Source organism: Streptomyces sp. NPDC094448 (genome assembly GCF_044763775.1).
Lineage (GTDB): Bacteria > Actinomycetota > Actinomycetes > Streptomycetales > Streptomycetaceae > Streptomyces.
Map to the genome: position 1 here is coordinate 449309 of NZ_JBIWGU010000002.1, position 26260 is coordinate 475568.

The 26260-nt window shown below is 70.2% G+C and carries 20 protein-coding genes; 3 read left to right on the forward strand and 17 right to left on the reverse strand.

Annotated features, from left to right (window positions below):
* Nucleotides 1-17: 17 nt before the first annotated feature.
* Nucleotides 18-338 (reverse strand): ferredoxin, encoded by a 321-nt coding sequence (fdxA, locus tag ACIQ9E_RS05410; RefSeq protein WP_006346810.1) that lies wholly within the window; start codon nucleotides 336-338, stop codon nucleotides 18-20.
* A 115-nt stretch (nucleotides 339-453) separates the two neighbouring features.
* Between fdxA and ACIQ9E_RS05415 the strand changes: the two genes are divergently transcribed.
* Entirely contained in the window at nucleotides 454-1491 is a 1038-nt protein-coding gene (locus tag ACIQ9E_RS05415) for a GNAT family N-acetyltransferase (RefSeq protein ID WP_403702268.1), read from the forward strand.
* Between the two features lie 308 nt (nucleotides 1492-1799).
* Nucleotides 1800-2648, forward strand: coding sequence for a transglutaminase-like domain-containing protein (locus tag ACIQ9E_RS05420; RefSeq protein ID WP_403702271.1), 849 nt, complete (start codon nucleotides 1800-1802; stop codon nucleotides 2646-2648).
* A gap of 170 nt (nucleotides 2649-2818) precedes the next feature.
* Here ACIQ9E_RS05420 and ACIQ9E_RS05425 read toward each other — a convergent pair whose 3' ends face one another.
* The 4 genes from ACIQ9E_RS05425 to ACIQ9E_RS05440 all read right to left on the reverse strand — a co-directional run bounded on the left by ACIQ9E_RS05425 (nucleotide 2819) and on the right by ACIQ9E_RS05440 (nucleotide 7288).
* Complete coding sequence (locus tag ACIQ9E_RS05425) at nucleotides 2819-4804, reverse strand: peptidoglycan binding domain-containing protein (RefSeq protein WP_403702274.1); 1986 nt, start codon at nucleotides 4802-4804, stop codon at nucleotides 2819-2821.
* A 356-nt stretch (nucleotides 4805-5160) separates the two neighbouring features.
* On the reverse strand, nucleotides 5161-5580 hold the full coding sequence (locus ACIQ9E_RS05430; RefSeq protein WP_403702276.1) for a DUF6113 family protein: 420 nt from the start codon (nucleotides 5578-5580) through the stop codon (nucleotides 5161-5163).
* Entirely contained in the window at nucleotides 5577-6506 is a 930-nt protein-coding gene (gene mshB / locus ACIQ9E_RS05435; protein ID WP_403702278.1) for an N-acetyl-1-D-myo-inositol-2-amino-2-deoxy-alpha-D-glucopyranoside deacetylase, read from the reverse strand. The genes ACIQ9E_RS05430 and mshB overlap by 4 nt, the downstream gene beginning before the upstream one ends.
* A 587-nt stretch (nucleotides 6507-7093) precedes the next feature.
* On the reverse strand, nucleotides 7094-7288 hold the full coding sequence (locus tag ACIQ9E_RS05440) for a hypothetical protein (protein ID WP_403702281.1): 195 nt from the start codon (nucleotides 7286-7288) through the stop codon (nucleotides 7094-7096).
* A gap of 156 nt (nucleotides 7289-7444) precedes the next feature.
* Between ACIQ9E_RS05440 and ACIQ9E_RS05445 the strand changes: the two genes are divergently transcribed.
* Nucleotides 7445-9646 carry a prolyl oligopeptidase family serine peptidase gene (locus ACIQ9E_RS05445; RefSeq protein ID WP_403702284.1) on the forward strand — a complete coding sequence of 734 codons (2202 nt, stop codon included), beginning with the start codon at nucleotides 7445-7447 and terminating at the stop codon, nucleotides 9644-9646.
* Between the two features lie 145 nt (nucleotides 9647-9791).
* Here the strand turns inward: ACIQ9E_RS05445 and ACIQ9E_RS05450 are convergent, their stop codons facing one another.
* The 12 genes from ACIQ9E_RS05450 to typA form a co-directional block, all read right to left on the reverse strand.
* The gene (locus ACIQ9E_RS05450) at nucleotides 9792-10949 is read right to left on the reverse strand and encodes an ABC transporter ATP-binding protein (RefSeq protein WP_403702287.1); all 1158 of its coding nucleotides are present in this window, start codon (nucleotides 10947-10949) and stop codon (nucleotides 9792-9794) included.
* Nucleotides 10942-12129, reverse strand: a complete 1188-nt coding sequence (locus ACIQ9E_RS05455) for an ABC transporter ATP-binding protein (protein ID WP_403702289.1) — start codon at nucleotides 12127-12129, stop codon at nucleotides 10942-10944. The genes ACIQ9E_RS05450 and ACIQ9E_RS05455 overlap by 8 nt, the downstream gene beginning before the upstream one ends.
* Nucleotides 12130-12142: 13 nt before the next feature.
* Complete coding sequence (locus ACIQ9E_RS05460; RefSeq protein WP_403702292.1) at nucleotides 12143-13138, reverse strand: ABC transporter permease; 996 nt, start codon at nucleotides 13136-13138, stop codon at nucleotides 12143-12145.
* Nucleotides 13131-14054 carry an ABC transporter permease gene (locus ACIQ9E_RS05465; protein WP_006346821.1) on the reverse strand — a complete coding sequence of 308 codons (924 nt, stop codon included), beginning with the start codon at nucleotides 14052-14054 and terminating at the stop codon, nucleotides 13131-13133. The genes ACIQ9E_RS05460 and ACIQ9E_RS05465 overlap by 8 nt, the downstream gene beginning before the upstream one ends.
* 21 nt (nucleotides 14055-14075) lie before the next feature.
* Entirely contained in the window at nucleotides 14076-15716 is a 1641-nt protein-coding gene (locus tag ACIQ9E_RS05470; RefSeq protein WP_403702296.1) for an ABC transporter substrate-binding protein, read from the reverse strand.
* A gap of 102 nt (nucleotides 15717-15818) precedes the next feature.
* Entirely contained in the window at nucleotides 15819-16811 is a 993-nt protein-coding gene (locus ACIQ9E_RS05475) for a GNAT family N-acetyltransferase (protein ID WP_403702299.1), read from the reverse strand.
* Nucleotides 16812-17109: 298 nt separating this feature from the next.
* The gene (locus ACIQ9E_RS05480) at nucleotides 17110-18216 is read right to left on the reverse strand and encodes an ABC transporter ATP-binding protein (protein WP_403702302.1); all 1107 of its coding nucleotides are present in this window, start codon (nucleotides 18214-18216) and stop codon (nucleotides 17110-17112) included.
* A 14-nt stretch (nucleotides 18217-18230) separates the two neighbouring features.
* Complete coding sequence (locus ACIQ9E_RS05485) at nucleotides 18231-19292, reverse strand: ABC transporter ATP-binding protein (protein WP_006346825.1); 1062 nt, start codon at nucleotides 19290-19292, stop codon at nucleotides 18231-18233.
* A 10-nt stretch (nucleotides 19293-19302) separates the two neighbouring features.
* Nucleotides 19303-20280, reverse strand: coding sequence for an ABC transporter permease (locus ACIQ9E_RS05490; RefSeq protein ID WP_403702306.1), 978 nt, complete (start codon nucleotides 20278-20280; stop codon nucleotides 19303-19305).
* Between the two features lie 119 nt (nucleotides 20281-20399).
* Nucleotides 20400-22199 carry an ABC transporter substrate-binding protein gene (locus ACIQ9E_RS05495; RefSeq protein ID WP_403702310.1) on the reverse strand — a complete coding sequence of 600 codons (1800 nt, stop codon included), beginning with the start codon at nucleotides 22197-22199 and terminating at the stop codon, nucleotides 20400-20402.
* A 98-nt stretch (nucleotides 22200-22297) separates the two neighbouring features.
* Complete coding sequence (locus tag ACIQ9E_RS05500; protein WP_403702313.1) at nucleotides 22298-23335, reverse strand: ABC transporter permease; 1038 nt, start codon at nucleotides 23333-23335, stop codon at nucleotides 22298-22300.
* A gap of 949 nt (nucleotides 23336-24284) precedes the next feature.
* Nucleotides 24285-26186: a translational GTPase TypA gene (gene typA, locus ACIQ9E_RS05505; RefSeq protein WP_403702316.1), complete on the reverse strand. Its 1902-nt coding sequence runs from the start codon at nucleotides 26184-26186 to the stop codon at nucleotides 24285-24287.
* Between the last annotated feature and the right edge of the window lie 74 nt (nucleotides 26187-26260).

Consider the following 26260-nt stretch of genomic DNA (forward strand, 5'->3'; position numbering starts at 1 on the left):
GGACCGCCGACCGCCGGTTACTGGTTCTGCGGCGGCAGACCGGCGACGAAGGGGTGGTCGCGTTCGATCAGCCCGAGCTTGGAGGCACCGCCCGGCGAGCCCAGCTCGTCGAAGAACTCGACGTTCGCCTTGTAGTAGTCCTTCCACTCCTCCGGCGTGTCGTCCTCGTAGAAGATCGCCTCGACGGGGCAGACCGGCTCACAGGCACCACAGTCGACGCACTCGTCGGGGTGGATGTACAAGGACCGGGAACCCTCGTAGATGCAGTCGACGGGGCACTCCTCGATGCAGGCCTTGTCCTTGACGTCGACACAAGGCTGCGCGATGACGTAGGTCACGCTGTCGTTCCTCCTCGGTAGGGCTGTGGCTTGCGCGGGAGCGCGGCGTCGTCGATGCCCGCCCCTAGTATCTCCGTTCTTGGGGACGATCCGAACAGGAGGGGCGTAGAGAGCAGTGGAAATCATCGGCGCGGGACGGCTCGAAGTCCGTATTACACCCCTTGACGTGGGCAAACGGGTATCAATCAGACGCCTGGTCGATCCCTCGGAGGGGGCGGGGGCGTTCACGGATGTGGTCGGGGTTCTCACATCATGGGACAAGAGCGGTGTGCTGGTGATCACACGGCGCTCCGGCCAGGTGGTCCGCGTTCCGGCAGCGTCGCTGGTCGCGGGGAAGACCGTCCCCGCCGCCCCGGCCCGACGCCGCGGCCCCGCCGCCGACTTCGCGGAGCTGACCCGGGTGGCGTCCCGCGCCTGGCGGCCGGTGGAGAGCGAACGGCTCGGCGAGTGGGAGCTGCGGGCCGCGTCCGGTTTCACCCGGCGGGCCAACTCGGCGCTGGCCCTCGGCGATCCGGGCGTACCCCTGGACGAGGCGCTCGACCGGGTGCGGTCGTGGTACGCGGAGCGGTCCCTGCCCGCGTACGTCCAGGCGGCCACGGGCGCCGCCGGGACCCAGGAGGCGCTGTGCGCGGCGCTGGAGGAGCGGGGCTGGACGCGGGAGGTGTCGGCGGATGTACGGATCGGAGGACTGGCCCCGGTCGCCGATCTCGACGCGGACCGGGGCCGGGTGACCCTGTCCCGGTCGGCGGGCGGGCCCGGCGGCGGCTGGCTCCGGCGGTACCAGCGGGCCCCGGGCGGCCCGGCGCCGCACCTGCTGCGGGTTCTGGAGAGCGGCCCTTCGGTCTGGTTCGCCTCGGTGGCCGCCGAGTCCGGGCCCGGGGACGCGGACGGCGGGACTCCGGTCGCGATCGGGCGGTGCGTCGTCGACGGGCGCTGGGCCGGTTTCATGGCGGTCGAGGTCGACCCGGCGCAGCGGCGCCGCGGTCTGGCGCGGGCCGTGATGGCGGCACTGGCCGACCGGGCGCTGGAGGAGGGTGCGTCGGCGGCGTGGCTCCAGGTCGAGAGGGAGAACACGGCGGCGGGCGCGCTCTACGCGGGCATGGGTTTCACCACGCACCACAGCTACCACCACTACCGCGGGCCGCGGGGCTGAGCCGTACGGCACGGAGCGGGACGGTACGGAGCGGAACCGGTCCGCTCGGTTCCGTACCGACCCGACCCGACCCGGCCCGGGCCGTGGCACCCCGGGGCCGAGCCGGTCGGGTCCGCTCGGCCCGTACCGCTCCGGTCCGGTCCGGCTCCGTACCGTCCGGCGCGTCCGGCCCCCTACCGCTCCGGCCGGGTCCGGCTCCGTACCGTCCGGCGCATTCGGCTCCGTACCGTCCCGTCCGCTCGGTTCCGCCGGGAATCCCTCTCGCGGCGAGTGGACGCGGCAGGGGCTCGTTGGGTACCTGTGGGCCTATGCACGACGACTCAGCCGCCTCCGCCGACCCCGCGGGCCATCTGCGCCGGTTCGCCGAAGAGGCCCGTGCCGACCGGCCCGATCTGTCCCTGCTCTGCCTGCTGCTGGGGGCGGTCGCGGACGGCGCCGACGACGATACGGCGGTCGACGCCGGCCAGATCGAACTGGACCGCCTGGCCGGGCTGCTGCCGTACGGACTCCGTACGCCCCATGCCTGGGCGAGCGCCCTGGAGCGGCTGCTCGGCGGTGAACTCGGCTTCCACGGCACCGCCGCGGACTACGGACGCCTGGATTCGTCGCTGCTCCACGAGGTGCTGCGGCGGCGGCGCGGACTGCCGATCCTGCTCTCCGTGGTCTGGGTGGAGGTGGCCCGGCGGGCGGGTGCACCGGTGTACGGGGTCGCGCTCCCCGGGCACTTCGTCATCGGCTTCGGGGAGCCGGAGGAGCAGGTTCTGGCCGACCCCTTCGACGGTGGCCGGGTGCTGTCGGAGTCGGATGCGTCGCAGCTGGTCGCGGGTGCGACAGGGACACGTCTCGAACCGTCGATGCTCACGCCCGCGCCCGCGCAGGACGTGATGGTCCGCATCCTCAACAACATCCGCGCCTGGGCCACGGCCCGCCCCGAACGCTCGGACGTGGCCCTCTGGGCCGTGGACCTGTCCCTGCTCCTTCCCTCCCACCCGGCCCGGCTGCGCTACGAACGCGCCCAACTCCTGGTCCGGCGCGGAGACTTCCTGACCGGCGCGGCGGAGCTGGACGCCTACGCCGATGTGGTCGCGATGGTCGAACCGGCGACGGCGGAGGCGGTACGGGGCCGGGCCCGGGCAGCGCGCGCGATGCTGAACTGACGCCCCCGCGACACCCCCGCCGGACCGGGCCCCGGGCTGTGGAACGCCTCCGGCCCGTCCGGGGGCCGTCCTCTTCCGGGGGGCCGTCCTCTCCGGACAGGCGTGCGGCCTCCGCCCGGATCCGGGTGGAGGCCGCACGCCTGTCCGGCCGCTCGGGCCCTTCGCTGTCGCTACTTGATGTCCGCCGTGCGTTCCTGCCGGGTCTCGCCGCGCAGGGCCGGGCCCATCGCCTTGGCGATGTCATCGGCGTCGAGCTGCTGCTTCTTGCCGTCGGCCCGGGTGACCATGACGCCCTGGAAGGTGCCGCCGACCAGTTCCTCGATGGCTTCCTTGTTGTAGACCTCCACCAGCTTGCCGTTCACGGCCTTCATGGAGAGGATCCGCGGCAGCGAACGCTGCGGGCCGAAGTCGATCTTCCGGCCGCCCGCCCTGATCGTGATCAGATCGGACATCGCGGGCTCGGCGAACTCCTTCTCGGCCCGGTCCAGCTCCGCCTGGCCGATCGACGGCTGGAGACCGGCGACGGGAAGCTGTACGGCGTTCGGACGGCCGGACTCGACCTGGGCCCGGTACGCGTCCTTGACCATCGTCAGCGAGCGGTTGACGTCGATGCCCTGACCGGCCTTGCCGGGCACGACGACGATCTTCCCGGGCTCGAACCTGATCGTGCCCTCGACGGCCGAGCCGGAGTTGCCCGCCAGATCGGCGAGGGCCACCCGCAGCTTCTCCTCGTCGATGACGATCTCCGGCTCGGCGACGCGCGCGCCGCCGAAGAGGGAGCCGATCACCGACATGGGGTTGTAGTCGCTGCCCGCCGCATTGCGCACGGTGGTCTGGGCGTCGAAGGACAGGCCCGCCTTGTCCGGGGCGAGCGTGATCTTCTTGCCGCCGACGGAGAGCTGGAGCGGGGTTGCGGCACGTTTGCCGAGGGTGCCCTGGAGCTTGTCGACGGCCTGGTCGCGGGTACCGCCGCCGATGTCGACGCCGAGGACCGTGGTGCTCTTGGGCACATCGGAGTGGTTCAGCAGCAGTCCGGCGCCGTAGGCGATACCGGCCAGGCCGACCACGGCGACCCCGATCAGGGCCGTCTTGGAGCGGCCCTTCTTGGCGGGCGGCGGGGGCGCCGGACGGGAGGCCGGAGCGGGCGCGGACGACGCAGCGGCGGGCGGGCCCGCCGGGCCGGAGGGCTTGGCGGCGGCGCCGGGACCCGCCGGGAACGGCGACTCCGTATCGGGCCGGACGGCCGGCACTCCGCTGGTCAGCGTATCCCCCGAGACATGGTCCCCGGGCCCGCCCTGATCTGTGGGGGCCCCGGGGCCGCCGGGACCCGCGGGGCGGCCCGGTACGGGTCGCTGCGGGGTCAGGACGGCGGTGTCGTCGGACAGCCGCGGCGGGGCCGCGACAGCGCCCGCGTGCACCGGCGCACCGGTCTGCATGGCTCCGCGGGCCGGGCCCGTCGTCGGCCCGTCGGGGCCGGCACCGGCCGACGGGCGCACACCGTGCGACGGGGCGTCGGAGCCGGGGGCGAAACCGGCGGGCGCGGCCGTTCCGGCGGGCGCCCCTCCGGAGAGGTCGCTGAGGGCGCTGTGGGTGCCGGCCGCACCGGGTCCGCCCGGGGCGGGCCCCGCACCGACTGGCGCACCGGCGCCGCCGGGAACGCCCGCGCCCGGATCGCCGGGCACCTTGATGCCGGCGCCGTTGGTCCCGGACTTCCGCGGCGCGAACCAGTCGTTCGCCGCCTTGTCGCCCGCGGGCGCTCCGCCGTCCGCGGGCACCGGACCGCCGGGGCCACCAGGACCGCCAGGACCACCGAACGACGCCACCGGCATCGCAGCCGTACGCTCCGCCTCGGCCTCACCGCCGGAGCCGCCCGGCGCCGCGGGGGCGTCCGCCGCCCCGGCACCCGGCTCATGGGCCGGTTTACGCACCACGACGGGCGGAATCGGCCGTGATCCGGGGATGTTGATCCGGATCCGGGTGGTGATCGTCGTCTCGGTCTTGGGCTCGGACTTGGCCGCGTCCGGCTTCTTCGGCTCGCCTTCGGCCGCCGCGCCGCCGCCGAAGCGGCCGGACCCGTACGGCGGTGTCCCGGAGGGGTAGGCGGCTCCACCGCGCCCCTGGGGCCCGGAGGACGAACTATCAGTTTCACGACTCAAAGCAGGATCTCCCGGTTGGCTCCGCCGCCCGTCTCTTACTGTGTCCTCGTTCGCTGGGCGGCTCGGCGGCGCGCACCACCATACTGGCCGCCGGTGACACGCACGCCGCGACTGTGGAAAGGGCACCGGATCGGCCCTCTTCCACTACTGGTGTACGACTGCCGGATCGCTCCGGCCGTCAGCGCGGCCCGTACGGACGGGGGTTCGGCCCGTACGGACGGCGGTTCGGCCGCCGCGACACCGGCTCCGGCCCGCCGTCGGACGGAGGTCCGCCTGTCCGGACGGCCTCCGGGCCGCCGGGAGCAGCACCGGTTCGACGGTGTCCCGCTCCCGCGGCGTCCCGTGGACGGGGCGCCCTACTTCTCAAGTCGCCCCGCACCGGGGCCCGGTTGCGCCGCTCCCCCCAGGGTGGCGCACATCACAGCGACGACCATCCCTCCGAGGATGAAGAGCAGCGGTCCGATCCCGGCGCCGAACAGTGCGTCGCCCTCGGGGCGTCCGAGGCTCAGCAGCACGATCGCGGCCAGCCAGCCGATGCCCGCCGCCGCCACACCGAGCTGGTTGCCCAGTGCCGTACGGGCTCCGTAGAAGAGCCCGGCGGAGCCCAGCAGGGCGAGCAGCAGCCCGGCCGGGAACCAGGCCGCCTGGACCAGGGACCCGGCGGTGCCGACGAGCGCGCCGAGCGGGACGAGAAGGAGGTACGCGGCGATCCGGCCGGGCCGCGGCTTCTGCGCCGACCAGTCCCGGGTCAGGCCCGTACCGGGCGCCGTGCTCATGCGGGCACCCCGGCCGTGCCGGGGACCTCCGGGCCTGCGCCGTCCGGGATCCCCGCGAAGAGGTCGTCCTCGCGGCGGCCCCGGGGAACTCCGGGCTCGCCTTCGGCCAGCTGGTAGTACTCGGTGGTGAAGATCGGCTGGCCGCGGTCGTTGGAGAGGGCGAAGAACGGCCCGTCCACGGCGATCTGGGTGGCGTGCGCGCGCATCGCGGCCGCCTTGCGCTCCGCATAGGCGCTGCCGTCGATCGCCGCGGTGATCTCGTCGTCCTCGACGACACCCGGGACATCGTCGACCGACGCGACACCGGGGAAGCCGGCCCCGGCCGCTCTCAGCGCGGCGAAGCCCTCTTCGGCGACGGAGCGCGGCATCCGCGTCCAGTAGATCTTGGCGATGGTCCAGGGGTCCCCGAGATCGCGCCGGAAGGCCCGTTCGGCGGCCAGCTCGGCGGCGCGCACGGCGACGCGGTGGGCCTGGATATGGTCCGGGTGGCCGTAGCCGCCGTGGGGGTCGTACGTGACCATGACCTGGGGGCGTACGGAGCGGATGATCTCCACGAGGTACGGGGCCGCGTCGTCGACGGGCGTGTTCCAGAAGGCGCCGTCGCGGCGGTTCTGGGGCAGGCCCATCATTCCCGAGTCCCGGAAGCGCCCGGGGCCGCCGAGGAAGCGGTGGTCGGTGACGCCCAGTTCCTTCATGGCGGCGGACAGCTCACCGATGCGGTACTCGCCGAGGGAGTCGTCGCGGTCGGCGGTGAGATGGGCGAGGCCGGGCGGGATGACCTCGCCCTCCTCGCCGAGGGTGCAGGTCACGAGGGTGACCCGGGCACCACCGGCCGCGTACCGGGCCATCGTGGCGCCGTTGGTGATCGACTCGTCGTCCGGGTGCGCGTGCACGAGGAGCAGACGACGGGTGGAAAGATCCTTCATGGACACAGCCTACGAGGCCGGGCCGGAGCGCGTGGCGGAACGTGGAGTCCCCCGGTCACAGGCCGGTCGGTCCATGAACCGCCGGAGGTCGGATCCGGGCGGCACCGCTCGTCCGACGGTCGAAGGCGATCGAGGGCGGTCGAGGGCGGTCGGACGCAGTCGCGGGCGGCTTCGCAGCCCATGCGATGCGGATGCAACGCGATCCCGCGGCGGTCCCTCCGGGCCGGCCGGGGAACCGCCCGGGTACGTCCGGATCGCGGGAGGGTCGCCCGGCCCGGACGGTCGGGTCGGGCCGGGGCGGAGGTGGTCCCGGCCGGAGGGTGGCCCATGGCCGGTGAGGCCGGGATCGCGGCGGGGTCGGGATCGCGGCGGGGTCGCAGTCGCGGCCCGGCGCGCGTTCCGGGGTCGGGGTCGGCAGGGGTCGGGGATGTCGGGAGCGTCGGGAATGTCGGGAAAAGAGCGGACGGCCGCCGGGCAGGACGGAGCGGCGCTGGACCGGCGCACGCAGGGCGCAGGACCGGCGCTGAACCGGCGCGGAGCCGGAAGCGGCCAAAAAGAAGGACCCCCGCACACGGGCGGGAGCCCGGTCAGAACTTCAGGTCACCGATCATGTCGCTGACACTCGTCGTCAGATCGGTGATCGTCGGCTCGAAGGACGAGCTGGCGAGGAAGAAACCGAACAATACGCAGACAACCGCATGCCCGCCCTTGAGTCCGGACTTCCGGACCAGCAGGAAGACGACGATCGCCAGCAGCACCACCGCCGAAACTGAGAGTGCCACGGCGGTTCACCTCCACAGATATTCGATCGGGACAGGCAGGTTGCACGCGCAGATGGTTCCTACCCATCTCGCGCTACGGATCATAACTATCCGTACTAACGCATCAGTCGGTGCACGGCAGCACACGGGGGCGCACAGCGCACTAGGTTCAACGGCATGACCATGAGGCAACACAGCTCCTTTCCACGCCAGTTCGCCCGTACCCAGCGGTTTTCCCTGGGTGCACCACGCTCGTTCACGGTGGCATCGGACGGCTCCCGTGTGGTCTTTATCCGTTCGGTGTCCGGAACCGACCGGGAGGGCGGGCTGTGGGTGCTCGACCTCGACGACCACCCCACCACGGTAGGGCCGGAAGGGGCTTTCCGGGAACGGTCGGTGGCCGATCCCCGTGCCCTGTTGGGGAATTCGCAGGAGCAACTGCCGACGGCGGAGTCGGCCCGCCGGGAGCGGAGCCGGGACGGGTCGGCGGGCATCGTGGGCTATGCGGTCGACGGAAGGGTGGAACGGGCGGCCTTCGCGCTCTCCGGACGTCTGTTCACGGCGGAGTTGCGCACCGGCGTATCCCGCGAACTACCCGTACGGGGGCCGGTGATCGACCCGAGGCCGTCACCCGACGGGAAGCTGATCGCCTATGTGTCCGGCGGCGCGCTGCGGGTCGTCGGCTCGGACGGCGCCGGGGACCGGGCCGTCGCGGCGCCCTCGCCCGGGGAGGCGGGGGACGGCGGGGAGAGCGGGGCGGGCGGGGTCTCGTACGGCTCCGCCGAGTACATCGCGGCCGAGAGCATGGGCCGTGACCGGGGCTTTTGGTGGGCCCCGGAGTCGGACCGGCTGCTGGTCGCGCGGGTCGACGACCGGGCGGTACGGCGCTGGTGGATCGCGGACCCGGCGCGGCCGGAACGGGCTCCGCGCCCGGTCGCCTACCCCTCGGCCGGTACCGCCAACGCCGAGGTGCGGCTCTTCCTGGTGCCCGTCGGCGGCGGGGCGCGGACCGAGGTGGTCTGGGACCGGGACGCCTATCCCTATCTGGCGCGGGTGCACTGGTCGGCGGCCGGTGCGCCGCTGCTGCTGGTGCAGGCGCGGGACCAGCGCACCCAGCGCTGTCTTGCCGTCGACACCGGCTCCGGCGAGACCCGTACCGTCCATCTGGACGAGGATCCGATCTGGCTTGAACTTTTCCCTGCGGTGCCCGCCTGGACACCCCGCGGGCAGCTCGTCCGGATCGCCGACGAGGGCGGGGCGCGGGTGCTGGTGGTCGGCGACCGGGCGCTGACCGGCGCCGGACTCCAGGTCCGGGCCGTTCTCGGCATCGGTGACGAGGACGTCCTCGTGGCGGCCGCGGCGGGGGCCGGGGCGGCGGCGCCGGAGCTGGGCGAGGTCCATGTCTACCGGGTCGGGGAACGGGGCGCGGCAAGGATCTCCGAGGGCCCCGGGGTGCATACCGCGGTCCGCTCGGGCCCGGTGACCGTACTGGTCTCCGCCCGCCCCGGCGCCCCCGGTACGGAGTACGCGGTGCTGCGGGACGGCAAGCGGGTCGCCTCGATCGCCTCGTACGCCGAGAAGCCGCTGCTCACCGCCCGGCCCCGGCTGGTCGCCGCCGGCGAACGGCGCATCCCCTGCGCGGTGCTGCTGCCGACGGGCTACGACGGGGCCCGGGGGCCGCTGCCCGTGCTGATGGACCCTTACGGCGGCCCCCGGGCCCGTAAGGTCGTCGCCGCCCATGACGCCCATCTCACCTCCCAGTGGTTCGCCGACCAGGGGTTCGCGGTGGTCGTCGCCGACGGGCGGGGCACCCCCGGTCCGGACCCGGCCTGGGAGAAGGCGGTCGCGGGCGATTTCGGTGTGGTCCTCGACGACCAGATCGCGGCGCTGCACGCGCTCGCGGGCGATTTCCCGCTCGATCTGGGGCGGGTCGCGATCCGGGGCTGGTCCTTCGGCGGCTTCCTCGCCGCGATGGCCGTACTGCGCCGGCCCGATGTCTTCCACGCGGCGGTCGCGGGGGCGCCCGCGACGGACCAGCGGCTGTACGACACGCACTACACGGAGCGGTATCTCGGCCACCCGGACGAGCACCCCGAGGTGTACACGGCGAATTCGCTCGTCACGGACGAGGGGCTGAGCGGCGCGGCGGAGCCCGCCAGACCGCTGATGATCGTCCACGGTCTGGCCGACGACAATGTGGTGGTCGCGCACTCCCTGCGCCTGTCCGCCGCCCTGCTGGCGGCGGGCCGCCCGCACGAGGTGCTGCCGCTGAGCGGGGTGACCCATATGACGCCGCAGGAGGAGGTGGCGGAGAACCTGCTCCACCTCCAGGTGGACTTCCTCCGGCGGAGCCTCGGCACCGGCCGGTCCGCGAGCTGAGGGGGCGGTCCGGGGCGGGTGCCGGCCGGGGCCACTCCAGGAGGCCCCGGCCGGAGTACGACACCCGCACGGCCGTACGCCCCGCAGCCTGCCGGGCCCGTATATCGGCGCGGAGACAACAGGATTGCCGCCGTGTAAAAGAGTGTCAGCCGTTCGGCGGAGCGCCGGGACCCGTGGGGCCGGGGTGGCCGGGGTGGCCTCCGGGGTCCTGCGGACGGTCGGGGCCGGCCGGCCCCCCGGGCGGGACCACCTGCCGCTCCTCCGCGAAGTGGCAGGCCGAGGGGTGCCGTACCGGACCCTCCTCCGCGAGCCGGAACTCCGCCGGGACCGCCAGCAGCGGCACCTCCAAGGCGCACCGCTCCTGCGCCTTCCAGCAGCGGGTCCGGAAGCGGCAGCCGGAGGGGATGTGCGCGGGCGAGGGCGGATCCCCGCCGAGGATGATCCGCTCCCGGTGGGCCCGTGCCTCCGGGTCCGGTACGGGCACGGCGGAGAGCAGCGCCTGGGTGTAGGGATGCGTCGGATGGTCGTAGATCTCCTCATGGCGCCCCAGCTCCACCACCCGCCCCAGGTACATCACGCCCACCCGGTCGGAGATATGCCGCACGATCGACAGGTCGTGGGCGATGAACACCAGGCTGAGGCCGAACTCGCGCTGGAGCCGCATCAGCAGGTTGACCACCTGCGCCTGGACGGAGACGTCGAGGGCCGAGACGGGTTCGTCGGCGACCACGATCTCCGGGCGCAGCGCCAGACCGCGGGCGATCCCGATGCGCTGGCGCTGGCCGCCGCTGAACTGGTGGGGGTAGCGGTTGATGTAGTCGGGGTCGAGGCCGACGGTGTCGAGGAGTTCCCGGACCCGGCGCCGCCGGTCCCCCTTGGGTGCCGCCTCCGGGTGGATGTCGTACGGTTCGCCGACGATGTCGCCGATGGTCATCCGGGGGTTCAGGGAGGTGTACGGGTCCTGGAACACCATCTGGATATTGCGGCGCACGGCCTTGAGGGCCCGTCCGGAGAGCCGGGTGATGTCCTCGCCCCGGTAGCGGATCCGGCCCGCGGTGGGCCGTTCGAGCTGGACCAGCATGCGGGCGAGGGTGGATTTGCCGCAGCCGGATTCACCGACGATGCCGAGGGTCTCGCCGCCGTAGAGGTCGAGGTCCACTCCGTCGACGGCGCGGACGGCTCCCACCTGGCGGCGGAAGACGATGCCCTGGGTGAGGGGGTAGTGCTTGACCAGTTCGCGGACTTCGAGGATCGGCTCGGCCGTGGTGCCGCCGGCCGAGCGCTGAACGGTGGTCTCAGTCACGGCCGTCCGCCTCCTCGCCGCCCGGGGTGGCGGGGCCGGGGTCCGGACCTGCGGCGGCGCCGGGCTCCGCGGCCGTACCGCCGTCTCCTGAGCCCCGCGCACCACCCGTACCGCCTGCACTGCCCGTACCGCCCGCACCGCCCGCACCACCCGGTCCCGCCGCACCCGCCGCACCCGCCGCACCACCCGGTCCCGCCGCACCCGCTGCACCCGCCAGCGTCTCGCGCCAGAAGTGGCAGGCGCTGAGGCGGCCCGGTCCCGCCTCGTACAGCGGTGGTACATCGGTCCGGCAGATGTCCCGCGCGATCGGGCAGCGGGGGTGGAACGCGCAGCCCGGGGGGATCCGCTGAAGATTCGGCGGCAGCCCTCTGATCGCATACAGCTCGTGCCCCTTCTGATCGAGCCGGGGGACGGAATCGAGGAGTCCGCGGGTGTAGGGGTGGGCGGGGGCGCGGTAGATGGCGTGGACCGGGGCGGTTTCGACGATCCGGCCCGCGTACATCACGGCGATCCGGTCCGCGACGTCCGCGACGACACCGAGATCGTGGGTGATCAGGATCAGCCCCATGGCGAATTCGTCCCGCAGCCCGGCGAGCAACTCCATGACCTGGGCCTGGACGGTGACGTCCAGAGCGGTGGTGGGTTCGTCCGCGATGATCAGGGCGGGTTCGAGGGCGAGCGCCATCGCGATCATGATGCGCTGGCGCATACCGCCGGAGAACTGGTGCGGATAGTCACCGGCACGCTCCGCGGCGGCCGGGATACCGACCCGCTCCATCAGCTCCACGGCCCTGGCGCGGGCCTCCTTGCGCTTCAGTTTCCGGTGGACGGTGTACATCTCGGCGAGCTGGGTGCCGACGCTCAGGACGGGGTTGAGGGCGGAGAGCGCGTCCTGGAAGATCATGGCGATCTCCGCACCGCGCACCCGGCGCCGCTCGGCCTCCTTGAGGGTGAGCAGATCGCGGCCGCGGAAGAGCACCTGGCCGCCGGAGACCCGGCCGGGCGGGCTGTCGAGGATGCCCATCACCGCCTGGGCGGTGACGGACTTCCCCGAGCCGGACTCGCCCAGCACGGCGAGGGTCTCGCCCTCGTCGACGCCGTAACTCACGCCGTTGACGGCTTGGGCGACACCGTCGCGGGTACGGAACTCGACCTGGAGATCGCGGACTTCGAGCAGCATCCCGGCACTCTCCTCAGCGCAGCTTGGGGTCGAGGGCGTCGCGGACCGCGTCGCCGAGCATGATGAACGCCAGCACCGTGACCGCCAGCGCCCCGGCGGGCCAGAGCAGCATGTGCGGGGCGTTGCGGATGTAGGGGGAGGCGGCGGAGATGTCGATACCCCAGGAGATGGTCGGGGGTTTGAGGCCGACGCCGAGGTACGACAGGGTCGCTTCCAGGGAGATGTACGTGCCGAGGGCGATGGTCGCGACGACGATGACGGGCGCGACGGCGTTGGGCGCGATATGGCGGAGCAGCATCCGGCTGTTGGAGGCGCCGAGGGCGCGGGCGGCCTGGACGTAGTCGTTCTGTTTGGCGGTGATCACCGAGCCGCGGGCGATCCGGCAGACCTGCGGCCAGCCGAGCAGGACCATGAAGCCGATGACGGGCCAGACGGTGTTGCTGGTGACGACGGAGAGCAGGACGAGTCCGCCGAGGACGACCGGGATGGCGAAGAAGATATCGGTGACCCGGGAGAGCACGGCGTCGCCCGCGCCGCCGAAGAATCCGGCGAGACCGCCGAGGACGGAGCCGAGGAGCGCGACGCCGAGGGTGGCGCAGAAGCCCACGGTGACCGAGGCCCGGGCCCCGTACACGGTCCGGGTGTAGACGTCGCAGCCTTGGCCGTCGAAGCCGAAGGGGTGGCCGGACTGGGACCCCTCCTGCGATTTGGCGAGATCGCAGTCGAGGGGGTTCTGGGAGGTGATGGCCTGCGGCCAGATCGCGATGAACACCAGGAAGAGGATGACCAGCGCGGAGATGATGAAGACGGGGTTGCGGCGCAGATCGTGCCAGGCGTCGGACCAGAGGCTGCGGGGTTTGGCCGCGGGTCCGGTGCCCGGCGGTCCGCCGCCGGGGGCCTGCTCCAGGGTCGCGCCCTCCGAGGTGGCCAGGTCCATGGTGCCGCCCGCGCCGGTGGGCGCGATCGCGCCGCCGAGGGTGCCGTCGGGATCGTACTGCGGCTCAGGCATAGCGGATCCTCGGGTCGAGTACGGCGTACAGCAGGTCGACGAGCAGGTTGATCAGCAGGAAGACCAGCACCAGTACGGTCACGAAGCCGACGACGGTCTGGGTGTTCTGGCGGACGATGCCCTGGTAGAGCTGGTAGCCGACGCCGTGGATATTGAAGATCCGCTCGGTGACGATCGCCCCGCCCATCAGGGCCCCGACATCCGCGCCGATGAAGGTGACGACCGGGATGAGGGAGTTGCGCAGCAGATGGCGGGTGACGACGCGGTGGCGGGGCAGTCCCTTGGCGCGGGCCGTGCGGACGTAGTCGGAGCGGGCGTTCTCGGCGATGGAGGTGCGGGTGAGGCGGGTGACGTACGCCAGGGAGACGGAGGCCAGCACCAGTCCGGGGACGATGAGTTCGTCGAGGGGGGCGCCGGGTGAGACGGCGGGTTTGATGATGCCCCATTCGACGCCGAGCAGCAGCTGGAGCAGCAGACCGGTGACGAAGGTCGGCACGGAGATCACGACGAGGGTGAGCAGCAGGACGCCGGTGTCGATCGGGCGGCCGCGCCAGAGCCCGGTGAGCACGCCCAGGCTGATGCCGATGACGATCTCGAAGCAGATGGCGACGAGGGTGAGCCGGATGGTGACGGGGAAGGCGGCGGCCATCAGTTCGGTGACGGGCTGCCCGTTGAAGGCGGTGCCGAAGTCGCCCTGGAAGACATTGCCCATATAGGTCGCGTACTGCTGCCAGAGGGGTTGGTCGAGGCCGTACTGGGCGCGTAGCTGGGCGGTGGTGGCGGGGTCGCACTGGATCTGGCCGCAGAGCCCGGCGATGGGGTCGCCCATCACATTGACCATCAGGAAGATGAGAAGGGTGGCGCCGAAGAAGACCGGGATCATCTGGAGCAGACGCCGGATCACATAACGTCCCATGGGGGCTCCCGAAGGCTGCCGTCAGGCGACCTTGATCTCGTTGTAGACCGGGACACTGAAGGGGTTGAGGGAGACGTTCGAGATGCGCGGGGCATAGCCGGCGCTGCCGTTCTGGTACCAGAGGGGGATGGCCGCCATCTGGTCGCGTACCACCTTCTCCGCCTGCTGGAAGGTGTGGACGGCGGTCGCGGTGTCGGATTCGGCGTTGGCCCGGTCGACCAGCCCGTCGAAGGTGCTGTTGCTCCACTTGCCGTCGTTGGAGGAGGCGCCGGTGTAGTAGAGGGGCTGGAGGAAGTTCTGGATGAGGGGGTAGTCCATCTGCCAGCCGGCCCGGAAGGGGCCGCTCATCTTGGACTGGGTGACCTGGTTGCGGAAGTCGGCGAAGGTGCCGAGGGGGTTGCCGACGCAGGCGCGGTCGTTGCCGAGGGCGTTGTTGATGCTGTTGCAGACGGCGTCGACCCACTCCTTGTGGGAGCCGGTGTCGGCGTTGTACGAGATCTTCATGGTGCCGCCGGGGATTCCGCCGCCCTCTTCGACCAGTTGGCGGGCGCGGGCCGGGTCGTAGACGCAGGAACTGCCGCAGAGGGTGTCGTCGAAGCCGCCCTCGGTGCCGAGGACGGGTGAGGTCCAGTCCTTGGCAGGGGTACGGGTGTTGCGGAAGATGCGGGCGGTGATGCTCGGGCGGTTGATGGCCATGGAGAGGCCGGTGCGGAGCTTGTAGCTCTTCGGGGTGTTCCACCGCTTGTCGTAATAGGGGAAGGCGAGGGTCTGGATGATGCCCGCGGGGGTGTTGATATAGCGGTTGCCGAGATCCTGCTTCACGTTCCGGAGCTGGGAGGCGGGGACGTCGTCGACGAGGTCGAGATTGCCGGCGACGAGATCGGTGTAGGCGGTGTTGTTGTCGATGTAGACCCTCAGGTCGACACCGCCGTTGAGGGGTTTGTCGGGGCCGGGGTAGCCGTCCCAGCGGCGCAGGGACATCTGGGAGCCGCGGACGTAGGAGTCGACGGCGTACGGGCCGTTGCCGACGGGCTTGGCCAGCCAGGCGGCGTGGTCGTCGTAGAAGGCCCTGGGGAGCGGGGCGAAGGCCGCGTAGCCGAGGGTGTCGGGCCAGGTGGAGAACTTCTGGCTGAGCCGGACGGTGAAGGTCCGGTCCCCGGTGACGGTCAGTCCGGAGAGGGTGGTGGCGGTGGGGTCGCCCTCGGCCGGGTGGACCTGGTCGTAGCCGTCGATGTAGCCGAAGAAGTAGGCGTTCTTCTGGCCGTTCTTCAGATAGGCGCCGTAGTTCCAGGCGTCGACGAAGGAGCGGGCGGTGACCTTCTCGCCGTTGCTGAAGCTCCAGCCGTCCTTGACGGTGATGTGGAAGGTGATGGAGTCGGTGGTGTCGATCCGCTCGGCGAGCATGTCCTGGGCCGCGCCGGTCCTCGGGTCGTACCGCTTCAGACCGCGGAAGAGCATGTCGAGGACCTTGCCGCCCTGCACCTCATTGGTGTTGGCGGGCTCCAGGGGGTTCTGCGGGTCGCCCCAGGAGGAGCTGACGATGCCGTCCGGGCCGCTGGGGCCCCGGGAGACTCCCCCGCCGCACCCGGTCAGGGCCGTGGCGGCCAGGACGGTGGCGAGGGCACCGCCCGCGGCCTTGAGGACGTGCGTGACTCGCCCCATCCGGTGCCTCCTCGGTCCTGAGCCGGCGCTCTCCCACTCAGGACCGAATATCCCCGCAAAGTGGGGCAGACCGCATGTCCGCTCACCCGAACGGAGGAGACATCACCCCACTGCCGAGGCCCCGGCGCCCTCCCGGGGCGCGGCCGTCGGAGCCACCGGAAGCACCGCCTCCCAGGTGTCCACCGCGAAGTGCAGTTCCATGCCGTGGGCCTCGTACAGTCCCAGGGCCTTCGTCACGTTGTCGGTGTCCACGCCCAGACCGAGGGCGTCGCGGCCCAGGCCCGCGTACACCCCGAAGGCATGGCGGAGCAGAAAGCCCCCGAGCCCCCGGCCCCGGGCCCGGCGGCGGACGCCGAGGCTGCTGATCCAGCCGTAGGCCTCGCGGTGGTTGCCGGTGACCATCACGGCGGCGTCGCCCTCGCCGTCGAGGGAGGCGATCCACACCAGCTCCCAGTCCACCAGCTCGCCCAGATCGGCGAGCCACTTCTCGTACGAACGGCCCTGGTGGTCGTAGTGGTCGGCGAAGGTCTCCTGGAGCAGGGCGTGGGCGATCCTGCGGTCCGCCTCGTCCCGGCAGTCCCGCAGGGTCACGCCGGGCGGCGGCACGGGGACGGTGTCGGCCGCGGGGTCCAGCGCGCGGACCATGGAGTGGTGGCGGCGGACGGTCGACCAGCCCCGGCCTACCAGCAGTGCGGTGTCGAGGGTGGGGGCGGTGTTGAGGTGGAGGTGGAGGACGGCCCGCTCGGCGCCGTTCGCCGCGGCCTTGGCGCGGGCCCGCTCCTCCTGGAGCGCCAGGACAGCGGCGGCCGCGTCCTGGTGCTCGGGGAGGACGTACTGGTCGATGTCGATCCGCTCGGCGCCGGAGTCGTCCCACAGCAGTCCGTAGACCACCGGCTCGCCGTCGCGGAAGCCGAGCCACGAATTGTTCGGGAGGTCCGCTTCGGGGTGGCTCAGATCGGCCCGTACGGAGACGAGGTCGGTCTCGGGCCTTCCGACCTCGATGACGTCGACGGCGTTCAGCAGGGCGCAGACGGCTTCGGCGTCCCCGGGCTCGGCCGGGCGCACGACGACAGGGGAGGTCGAGGAGGAAGTCATCCCCTCACTCTGGGCCGCCGGAAGGGGCCGCCGCAACGCGTTTTCGGTACGGGTACGGCCCCCGGGGGGCGGGCGGAGCAACCACCGGCCGCGGGCTTCGGCAGCGGCGGCGTGGGGCTGTAGCAACCACCGGCCGTGGGCTTCGGCACCGGCGGCGTGGGGCCGTAGCAACCACCGGCGGCGCGCCGGCCGCAGCGGGCGGGCGGGCGCGGGAGCCCGGGAACGGTCGTACGGCCCCCGGAACGGATCGGGGGCCCGCAGCCGTCCGGCCACGGGCCCCCGGGGGCTCCGGAAGGGATCAGTCCTTCTCCTCCAGCGCGGCGAGCGCCGGGTCGAGCACGATGTCGCGTGCCTCCGCCGACGGGTCCTCGGGGAAGTGGCAGGCCGTCAGATGGCCCTCCTCGTTCCCGGAGAGGCGCACCAGCGGCGGCTCCTCCGTCGCGCACTTGTCCTGCGCCTTCCAGCACCGGGTGCGGAAGCGGCAGCCGGACGGCGGCATGATCGGCGACGGCACATCGCCGGCCAGCCGGATCCGGTCCTTCTGCGCGTTCGTGTCCATGTCCGGCTCCGGCACGGCGGAGAGCAGGGCGTGGGTGTACGGGTGGCGGGGCCGGTTGTACAGGGAGTCGCGGTCCGCGATCTCCATCACCTTGCCCAGGTACATCACCGCGACCCGCTGCGAGAAGTGCCGGACGACCGCCAGATCGTGGGCGATGAAGAGGAAGGCGATCCCCATCTCCTCCTGCACCTTCTGCAGGAGGTTGACGACCTGGGCCTGGATGGACACGTCCAGCGCGGAGACCGGCTCGTCGGCGACGATCAGCTTCGGCTGGAGCGCCAGGGCCCGGGCCACACCGATGCGCTGCCGCTGACCGCCCGAGAACTCGTGCGGGAAGCGGTTGAAGTGCTCGGGGTTGAGACCCACGACCTCCAGCAGCTCACGGACCTTGGAGTCACGGCCACCGGGCGGGTTGATCCCGTTGACCTCCATCGGACTCTTGATGATGGTGCCGACGGTCTGCCGCGGGTTCAGCGACGAATACGGGTCCTGGAAGATCATCTGGATCTCGGAGCGGATCGGCGCAAGCTGCTGACGGCCCGCGTGCGCGATGTCCTGACCGCGATAGATGATCTTGCCCTCGGTCGGCTCCAGCAGCCGCGTGACCATCCGCCCGGTGGTCGACTTGCCGCAGCCGGACTCACCGACGAGGCCCAGGGCCTCACCGGCGTGCACCGTGAAGTCGATGCCGTCGACGGCCTTGACGGCGCCGACCTTCCGCTTGAAGGGGAACCCCCCGTAGATCGGGAAGTGCATCTTCACGCCCTCGACGGAGAGCAAAGGCTCGCCGCCCGGGCTTCCGCCGGTCGCATCCTGCTGCTTAGGCAGAGTGACGTTCTCGCTCATGTCTCTGCGTCTCCCTAGCCCAGCCGGGGCTTGATCTGATCAATGAAAATGGACTGCTTCTGCCCGTCCGACAGATGGCAGGCAGCCGCGCGCCCGGTGGCCAGCGTGGGACGCTCGGCCGAGCACAGTCCGCCCGCCACCTCGTCCTTGAAGGCGCACCGGGGGTGGAAGGGGCAGCCGGACGGCGGGTTCAGCAGGCTGGGCGGAGAGCCGGGGATCGGCATGAGCGCCTCGTTGACATCGCTCCCGAGCCGCGGCATCGAACTCAGCAGACCCCAGGTGTAGGGGTGCTTGGGGGTCCGGAGAACCTCCTGGACGCTGCCGCGCTCCACCGCCCGCCCCGCGTACATCACCAGCAGGTCGTCCGCCATATTGGCGATAACGCCCAGGTCGTGGGTGATGAAGACGATCGCGGAGCCGAACTCCTGCTGAAGGTCCTTGAGCAGGTCGAGGATCTGGGCCTGCACGGTCACGTCGAGCGCGGTCGTCGGCTCGTCGGCGATCAGCAGGTCCGGGTCGCAGATCAGTGCCATGGCGATCATCGCCCGCTGGCGCATACCGCCGGAGAACTGGTGCGGGTAGTCGTTGAAGCGGGTCGCGGGCTGCGGGATACCGACCTTGGCCAGCATCTCGATCGCACGCGCCTTCGCCTCCTTCTTGGAGGCGCCGGTGTGCTTCATATAAGGCTCGGCGATCTGGCGGCCCACGGTGTAGTACGGCGAGAGCGCCGTCAGCGGGTCCTGGAAGATCATCGCGACCTTGTTGCCGCGGAGCTTCTCCATCTCCTTCTCGGGCGCCTCGACGAGTTCCTGGCCGTCGAGGTAGATCTCGCCGTCGATGGCGGTGTTCTTCTTGCTGTGCAGGCCGAGGATCGTCAGGTTGGTGACGGACTTACCGGAGCCCGACTCACCGACGATGCCGAGCGTCTTGCCGCGCTCGACGTCGAAGGAGAGCCCGTCGACTGCCTTGACGACGCCGTCCTCGGTGGAGAACCGCACCCGCAGGTCGCGCACCGAGAGGAAGGCATCCGGTCCGGTCGGGGCCGGGGTCCCCTCGGTCTTGGTCAGAGTGGTCACGGTCGTTCTCCTAGGCGAGGCGCACGCGCGGGTCGATGTAGGCGTAGGCCATGTCCACGATGATGTTCATGAGCAGGATGAAGAACGCTCCGAACAGCATCACGCCCATGGTCATCGGCAGGTCCTTGGTCAGCGAGGAGTCCACCGCGAGCCGGCCGACACCGGCCAGGTCGAAGGTGAACTCGGTGACCACGGCGCCGGTCAGCAGCGCGGAGATGTCCATACCGAGGATCGTGACGATCGGAGTGAGCGAACCACGCCAGGCGTAGCGGAAGAAGACGTACCGCTGACGCATGCCCTTGGCGCGGGCGGTGCGGACGTGCTCCTCCTGGAGCTGCTCGATCATCGTCGAGCGCGCCATACGGGTGTACTGCGCGGTGAAGATGGTCGCCATCACGGCCCACGGAATGAGCATTCCGGTGAACCAGGCGACGGGGTCCTCGCCGATCGGGGTGTACTTCGGGGAGTCCATCCAGCCGGTGCTGTAGACGAAGATGCCGAGCACGATCGGGCCGAGGAAGTAGATCTGGAAGGAGCTGAGCACCATCGAGGCGCCACTGACGAACTTGTCGACCGGTGTGCCGCGCTTCCACGCGGCCAGCATGCCCGAGCCCAGACCGAGGACCAGGAAGACCACCAGACCGCCGACGGTCAGCGAGAGGGTGAGCGGGAAGCGGTCGACGATCGACTCCCAGACGAAGTCTCCGGAGTCGAAAGAGACACCGAGGCAAGGCGCCGGGCAGTGGCCGACGGCAAAGTCCCGGCCGGTCACGATTCCGCCCATGAACTCCCAGAACTGGGCGGTGATGGGCTTGTCGAGGCCGAGGTTCTCGCGGATCACCGCGATGTTCTCCGGCGTGCAGTTCTTGCCGCAGGCGAGCTCGGCGAAGTCCTGGGGGATTGTGTAGAACAGGAAGAACGTGAACGCGCCGATCAGGAACATGATCACGACGGCGCCGGTCAACCTGCGGAGAAGGAACTGAAGCATCGCGGGAGGCTGCTCTCTTCGAAGGCGGCGGGGGTCAGACGTGGACCCGTGGGGGTGTGCTCCGCCTGGCGCACACCCCCACGGGATCAACCGTGAACCGGAGGGTTACGACCCGGGATTTACGGGTTCTTCAGGAACAGGTTGTTGATGTCGATGTAGCTCGCCTCGGTGCTGTACCGCAGACCGCCGATGTTGGAACCGGAGAGCTGGATCTGCTTGGCGTAGTAGACCGGGCCCGCCGGGAGGATCTCCTCGACGATGCGGTGGTGGACCTTCTCCCACTCGGCCGCGGCCTCGGTCGGAGGCAGCGCCAGGGCCTTCTTGATGCCCTCGTTGACCTGCGGGTCGTTGATGTGGGAGTAGTTCGAGCCGCCGTCCTGGACCTTGGTGCCGTCGTAGACGGGGGTGATCACGGTGGACGCGGACGGCCAGTCCTGGCCCCAGCCGGTCATGTACAGGTCGTACGGGTTCTTGACCTTGCCGATCTGCTCGTAGAAGGTCGAACGCTCGATCTCCTTGGCCTGGACGTCGAAGCCGAGGTTGCCGAGCACCTCCTTGATGATGACCATCTGCTTCTGGCTGCGCGGCGCGGTGGCGTAGGCGTAGGTGAGCTTGGTGCCCTTCTTGACGCCCGCCTCCTCCAGCAGCTTCTTGGCCGCAGCGAGGTCACCGTTCGGCTTCTTGACCTTGTCGTACGGGTCGTAGTTCGGGTCGTAGCCGGGGAGCGTCGGGCCCATCAGACCGCCGGCCAGCTCACCACCGTAGGTGCCGCCGTCGGCCGCGATCATCCGCTTGCCGGGGATGGCGCGGGTGATGGCCTCACGGACCTTCTTGTCCTTCATGACCGCGGAGTCGAGGTTGAAGGTCATCTGCCAGACGTAGGGCTGGAAGCCCATCACGGCACGCGCCTTGACACCGGCGTTGCTGATGACGTCCTTGATCTGGGTCGGCTCGACCGAGTCCGTGAACTGGATCGCGTTCTTGGCCTCGCCCTGGTCGGCGATCAGACGCTTGGTCTGGCTGCCCTGGTCGACCGTGAGGGTGAAGTTGAAGCCGTCCGGGTACTGCTTCCGGACCGAGTCGGTCTTCGGGTCCCAGTTGGTGTTCTTGACCAGCTTGATGGACTTGCCGGACTTGTACTCGGCGATCTTGTACGGGCCCAGGGAGACCGGGGCCTTGTCGTACTTCTCCTTGGTGTCCGCGGCCTTGGGCACGATGCTGTAACCCGGCATCGCCAGCGCCTGCGGCAGGTCACCCTGCGGAGTCTGGAACTTGAAGACGACGGTCTTGGCGTCCGGGGTGGCGAGGACCGTGTCCGGCAGGCTCTTGCCGGTGTACGGACCCTCCGGCAGCGCCTTACGGTAGTCGTCGCCCGACAGCCAGCTCTGGACGTAGGTCGGGCCGTCGAAGATGAACTTCGCGTACAGACGCTCGATCGTGTGGCGGATGTCCGCCGACGTGATCGGGTTGCCGTTGGCGTCCTTGATGCCGTCCTTCAGCGTGTACGTCCAGGTCTTACCGCCGTCGGACATCTTGCCGGCGTCGGTGGCGAGGTCACCGACGACGGTCAGGTTGCCGTCCTTGTCCTCCTTCCAGTTCGTCAGACCACGGTGGATCAGGTTGGAGAACTGGCCGGCATCACTGACATAGATCTGGCCCGGGTCCAGATGGCTCATGTCGGATTCCATGTACACGTTGATGAAGCCGCCCGGCTTGGCGCCCGGGACCTCGGCCGCGGGGCCGGTAGAGGCCGCAGCGTCACCGTAGGTGACCGGCTTGGACTGAGCCGCCGCGTCCTTCTTGGACTTGGACTCGTCCTTGGTGTTGCCGTCGTTGTTGGAGCAGCCGGTGAGCGCCAGGGAGCCGACCGCAGCTGCGGCGACTATGACGCGCACGGAACGTGAGCGAAGTGGCTTCATGATGCTTGATGCACCTACCTGTCCGTTGTCATTCATCAAGAGCTGCCTGCCGTCCGGTTGCCCGGCGCGGGGGCGGCAGCGGCCCCCGCCCTGGAACGTCACCGTCCGGTCTTGGGGTCGAACGCGTCCCGTACCGAGTCGCCGAGAAGATTGAAGGCGAGGATGAACGTCACCATGGCAACGCCGGGGAAGAACATGAACGAGGGGTTCTGCTCGTACACCTCGGCGCCGATCGCGAACATCCGGCCCCAGTCGGGAGTCGGCTCGACGAAGCCCACACCGACATAGGAGAGGAAGGCGATGGTCAGGATGGAGCTGGGCAGCATGTAGGTGCCCTGCACCAGAATCGGCGTGACGATGTTCGGGAGGATCTCCTTGCGGACGATCCGCCAGCGCGAGGCACCGGAGACCTTGGCGGCCTCGACGAACTCACGCTCCCGCAGGGAGAGCACGGAGCTGCGCACCAGTCGGGCCAGACCCATCCAGCCGAGGAACCACATCACCAGGATGATGGCGACGGCTCGCAGGTAGGTGGGGGTCTCGTCCTTCGGAGAGACGAACATCGCGACCACAACCGGCATGAAGGCGATGAAGAAGAGCTGCTGGGGGAAGGCGAGGAAGAAGTCGGTGATCCGGCTGAGCCAGTAGTCGACCTTGCCGCCGAAGTAACCGCTCACCATGCCGATGATCACTCCGGTGATCACCATGAGCGTGGTCACGACCAGCGCCATGTAGAGGGAGGTCCGGACGCCGTAGAGCAGCATCGTGAACACATCGCGGCCCAGGTTGGGCTCGACGCCGAACCAGAAGTCCCCGGAGACTCCGCCGAAAGTGCCGACCGGCATGGAGAAGTCGTCGAGGATGTTCTCGTACCCCTCCTGGCTGGGATAGAGCGTGTACGGATCCTTGCCGTACAGCCAGGAGATCACCGGCGCCAGCGCGGAGATCACGAAGAACGCGAGCACGACGACGGCGGAGATCACTCCGGTGCGGTCGCGCTTGAAACGCGCCCACATCAGCTGGCCCGGCGAACGGCCGGTCACGGCCTGGCCGTCGGCCGCCTCTGTCTTGGGCGCGGTGCTCTTGTCCAAGGCGACAGAGGAGTCGGCGCCCTCGGTCTCGATTGGACTGGTCATGGTGTGTCCATTCACGGGTGTCGGGTGACCCGCGTTCCTGCGCACGGTGGTTCGGACGGTCGAGTCGATGCACTCGTCGCCGTCATGGCCACCGGTTGACGTTCCCCCCTGGTCGGCCGTCACCCGCCAGGCGGGTACAGCCGGATCACCGTACGCCCAGGGGTTCCCCCAGGGGCAAAACGGCAGGAAAGGTCGTCAATAGGGATTGATCCCACCCTCATCAGGAGCGCGAGCCGAGCGGTTGACCGGGGCTCAGAGTCGCTGTCCGCCGCCGATGGCGGCGCGATGGGATGGAATGCGCTGGAAACCGGTCGTCCGTACCGTCTGCGACGACCCGACCCCGCTGGCGCTCGTGGCACCGCGCATGGGTTCCTCCTCATGAGTCCACGTGTTCACTGCAAGGCTGGGCACATAACACCCGCCGACACCCCTGACGGCGAAGAGCTGTACCCCGTGTGCTCGTGAGTCGGCGCTCCCCACAGCGCATGACCCGTTGACCCGAGCTCAGTGAAGCCAACTATTGGGTAAGTTCACGCCGTAAACCACACTTAAAGCATCTCGTTTTGGCAACATCAGTGAACCCCGGAGGACCAGAATCCGGACAAAGGGATCACAGACAGACACCCCCGAAACGGACTGTTAATACAGGTTTCCGGTGAGCGACGTCCGATAGTCGGACAATCGTTCTTCGAAAACCTCTTGACGAACGGCCTTGGGGAGCGCTCCAATCCCGGAGCCTTCCACCCGTGGAGTACGGGCAAACAACTCGGGCGGTCCCAACATGTGGGACCGCCCGAGCCGTTCTGGTTCGTACGCTATGTCTTTTTGATCACACGACGGGCGTGGTGTCCGCCCGGCGGAGCCGCCGGGGGCCTGTGCCGGGCCCGGCGGAATCGGCCGCGGCGGCCGTTGCCGGCCGCCGCGGATCGTACGGGTGTTATCGGGTGGTTCAGCCGTGCTTGGCGCGGGAGGCGGCGCGGGCCCGCTCCCGGGCGTCCAGGTTCACCTTGCGGATGCGCACGGCCTCCGGGGTCACCTCGACGCACTCGTCATCGCGGCAGAACTCCAGCGACTGCTCCAGGGAGAGCTTGCGCGGCGGAACGATCGCCTCGAAGGAGTCGGCCGAGGAGGAGCGCATGTTGGTGAGCTTCTTCTCCTTGGTGATGTTGACGTCCATATCGTCGGAGCGGGAGTTCTCACCGACGATCATGCCCTCGTAGACCTCGGTGCCCGGTTCCACGAAGAGAACGCCGCGCTCCTGGAGATTCGTCATCGCGAAGGCCGTCACGGCACCGGAGCGGTCGGCGACCAGCGAACCGTTGTTGCGCGTGCTCAGCGTGCCGAACCAGGCCTCGTGGCCCTCGTGGATGGAGTGGGCGATACCGGTGCCGCGGGTGTTCGTGAGGAACTCCGTACGGAAGCCGATGAGGCCGCGGGAAGGCACGACGAACTCCATGCGGACCCAGCCGGAGCCGTGGTTGGACATGTTGTCCATACGGCCCTTGCGGACACCCATGAGCTGGGTGACGGCGCCCATGTGCTCCTCGGGAACGTCGATCGTCATGCGCTCGACGGGCTCGTGGACCTTGCCGTCGACCTCCTTGGTAACGACCTGGGGCTTGCCGATGGTCAGCTCGAAGCCCTCGCGGCGCATCTGCTCGACCAGGATGGCGAGCGCCAGCTCACCACGGCCCTGCACCTCCCAGGCGTCCGGGCGCTCGGTGTCCAGAACGCGGAGGGAGACGTTACCGACCAGCTCGCGGTCCAGCCGGTCCTTGACCTGGCGGGCGGTGACCTTGCGGTCCTTGACCGCGGCCTTGTTGTCCGCGCCCTTGCCGGTGCCGCCCCGGCCGACCAGCGGCGAGGTGTTGGTGCCGACGGTCATGGAGATCGCGGGCTCGTCCACGGTGATCAGCGGCAGCGCGACCGGGTTCTCCGGGTCGGCGAGCGTCTCACCGATCATGATGTCGGGGATACCGGCGACGGCGCAGATATCACCCGGGCCCGCCACCTCGGCGGGCTTGCGGGTGAGGGCCTCGGTCATCATCAGCTCGCTGATGCGGACGTTGGACATGGTGCCGTCGCGCTTGATCCATGCGACGGTCTGGCCCTTGCGCAGCTCGCCCTGCTCGACGCGGAGGAGGGCGATACGGCCGAGGAAGTTGTCGGCGTCCAGGTTGGTGACATGGGCCTGGAGGGGCGCTGCCGCGTCGAACTCGGGAGCCGGGACGTACTCCAGCAGGGTGGAGAAGAAGGGCTCCAGGCTGTCGCTGTCGGCGGGGACCGTGCCGTCGGCGGGCTTGGTGAGCGAGGCGACGCCGTCCCGGGCGCAGGCGTAGACGATCGGGAACTCGATCTGGTCCTCGTCGGCGTCGAGGTCGAGGAAGAGGTCGTAGGTCTCGTTGACGACCTCGTCGATCCGGGAGTCCGGGCGGTCCGTCTTGTTGATGCAGAGGATCACCGGCATCCGGGCCTGGAGGGCCTTGCGGAGCACGAACCGGGTCTGCGGGAGGGGGCCCTCGGAGGCGTCCACCAGCAGTACGACCGCGTCGACCATGGACAGGCCGCGCTCGACCTCACCGCCGAAGTCGGCGTGGCCCGGGGTGTCGATGATGTTGATGGTGACGGGGGCGCCGCCGGCCTTCGGGTGGTACTTGACCGCCGTGTTCTTGGCGAGGATCGTGATGCCCTTCTCACGCTCCAGGTCGTTCGAGTCCATCACCCGGTCGTCGACCTGCTGGTGGGCGGCGAAGGCGCCGGCCTGCTTCAGCATGGCGTCGACCAGGGTGGTCTTGCCGTGGTCGACGTGGGCGACGATGGCGACATTACGGATGTCGTGGCGGGTGGGCATGCTGGCTGGCGCTTCTCTCGATCGTGGGATGCGGCGTTCGTGAGGGGCGGCGTCTTCCCTGCGCCCCGCCGGGG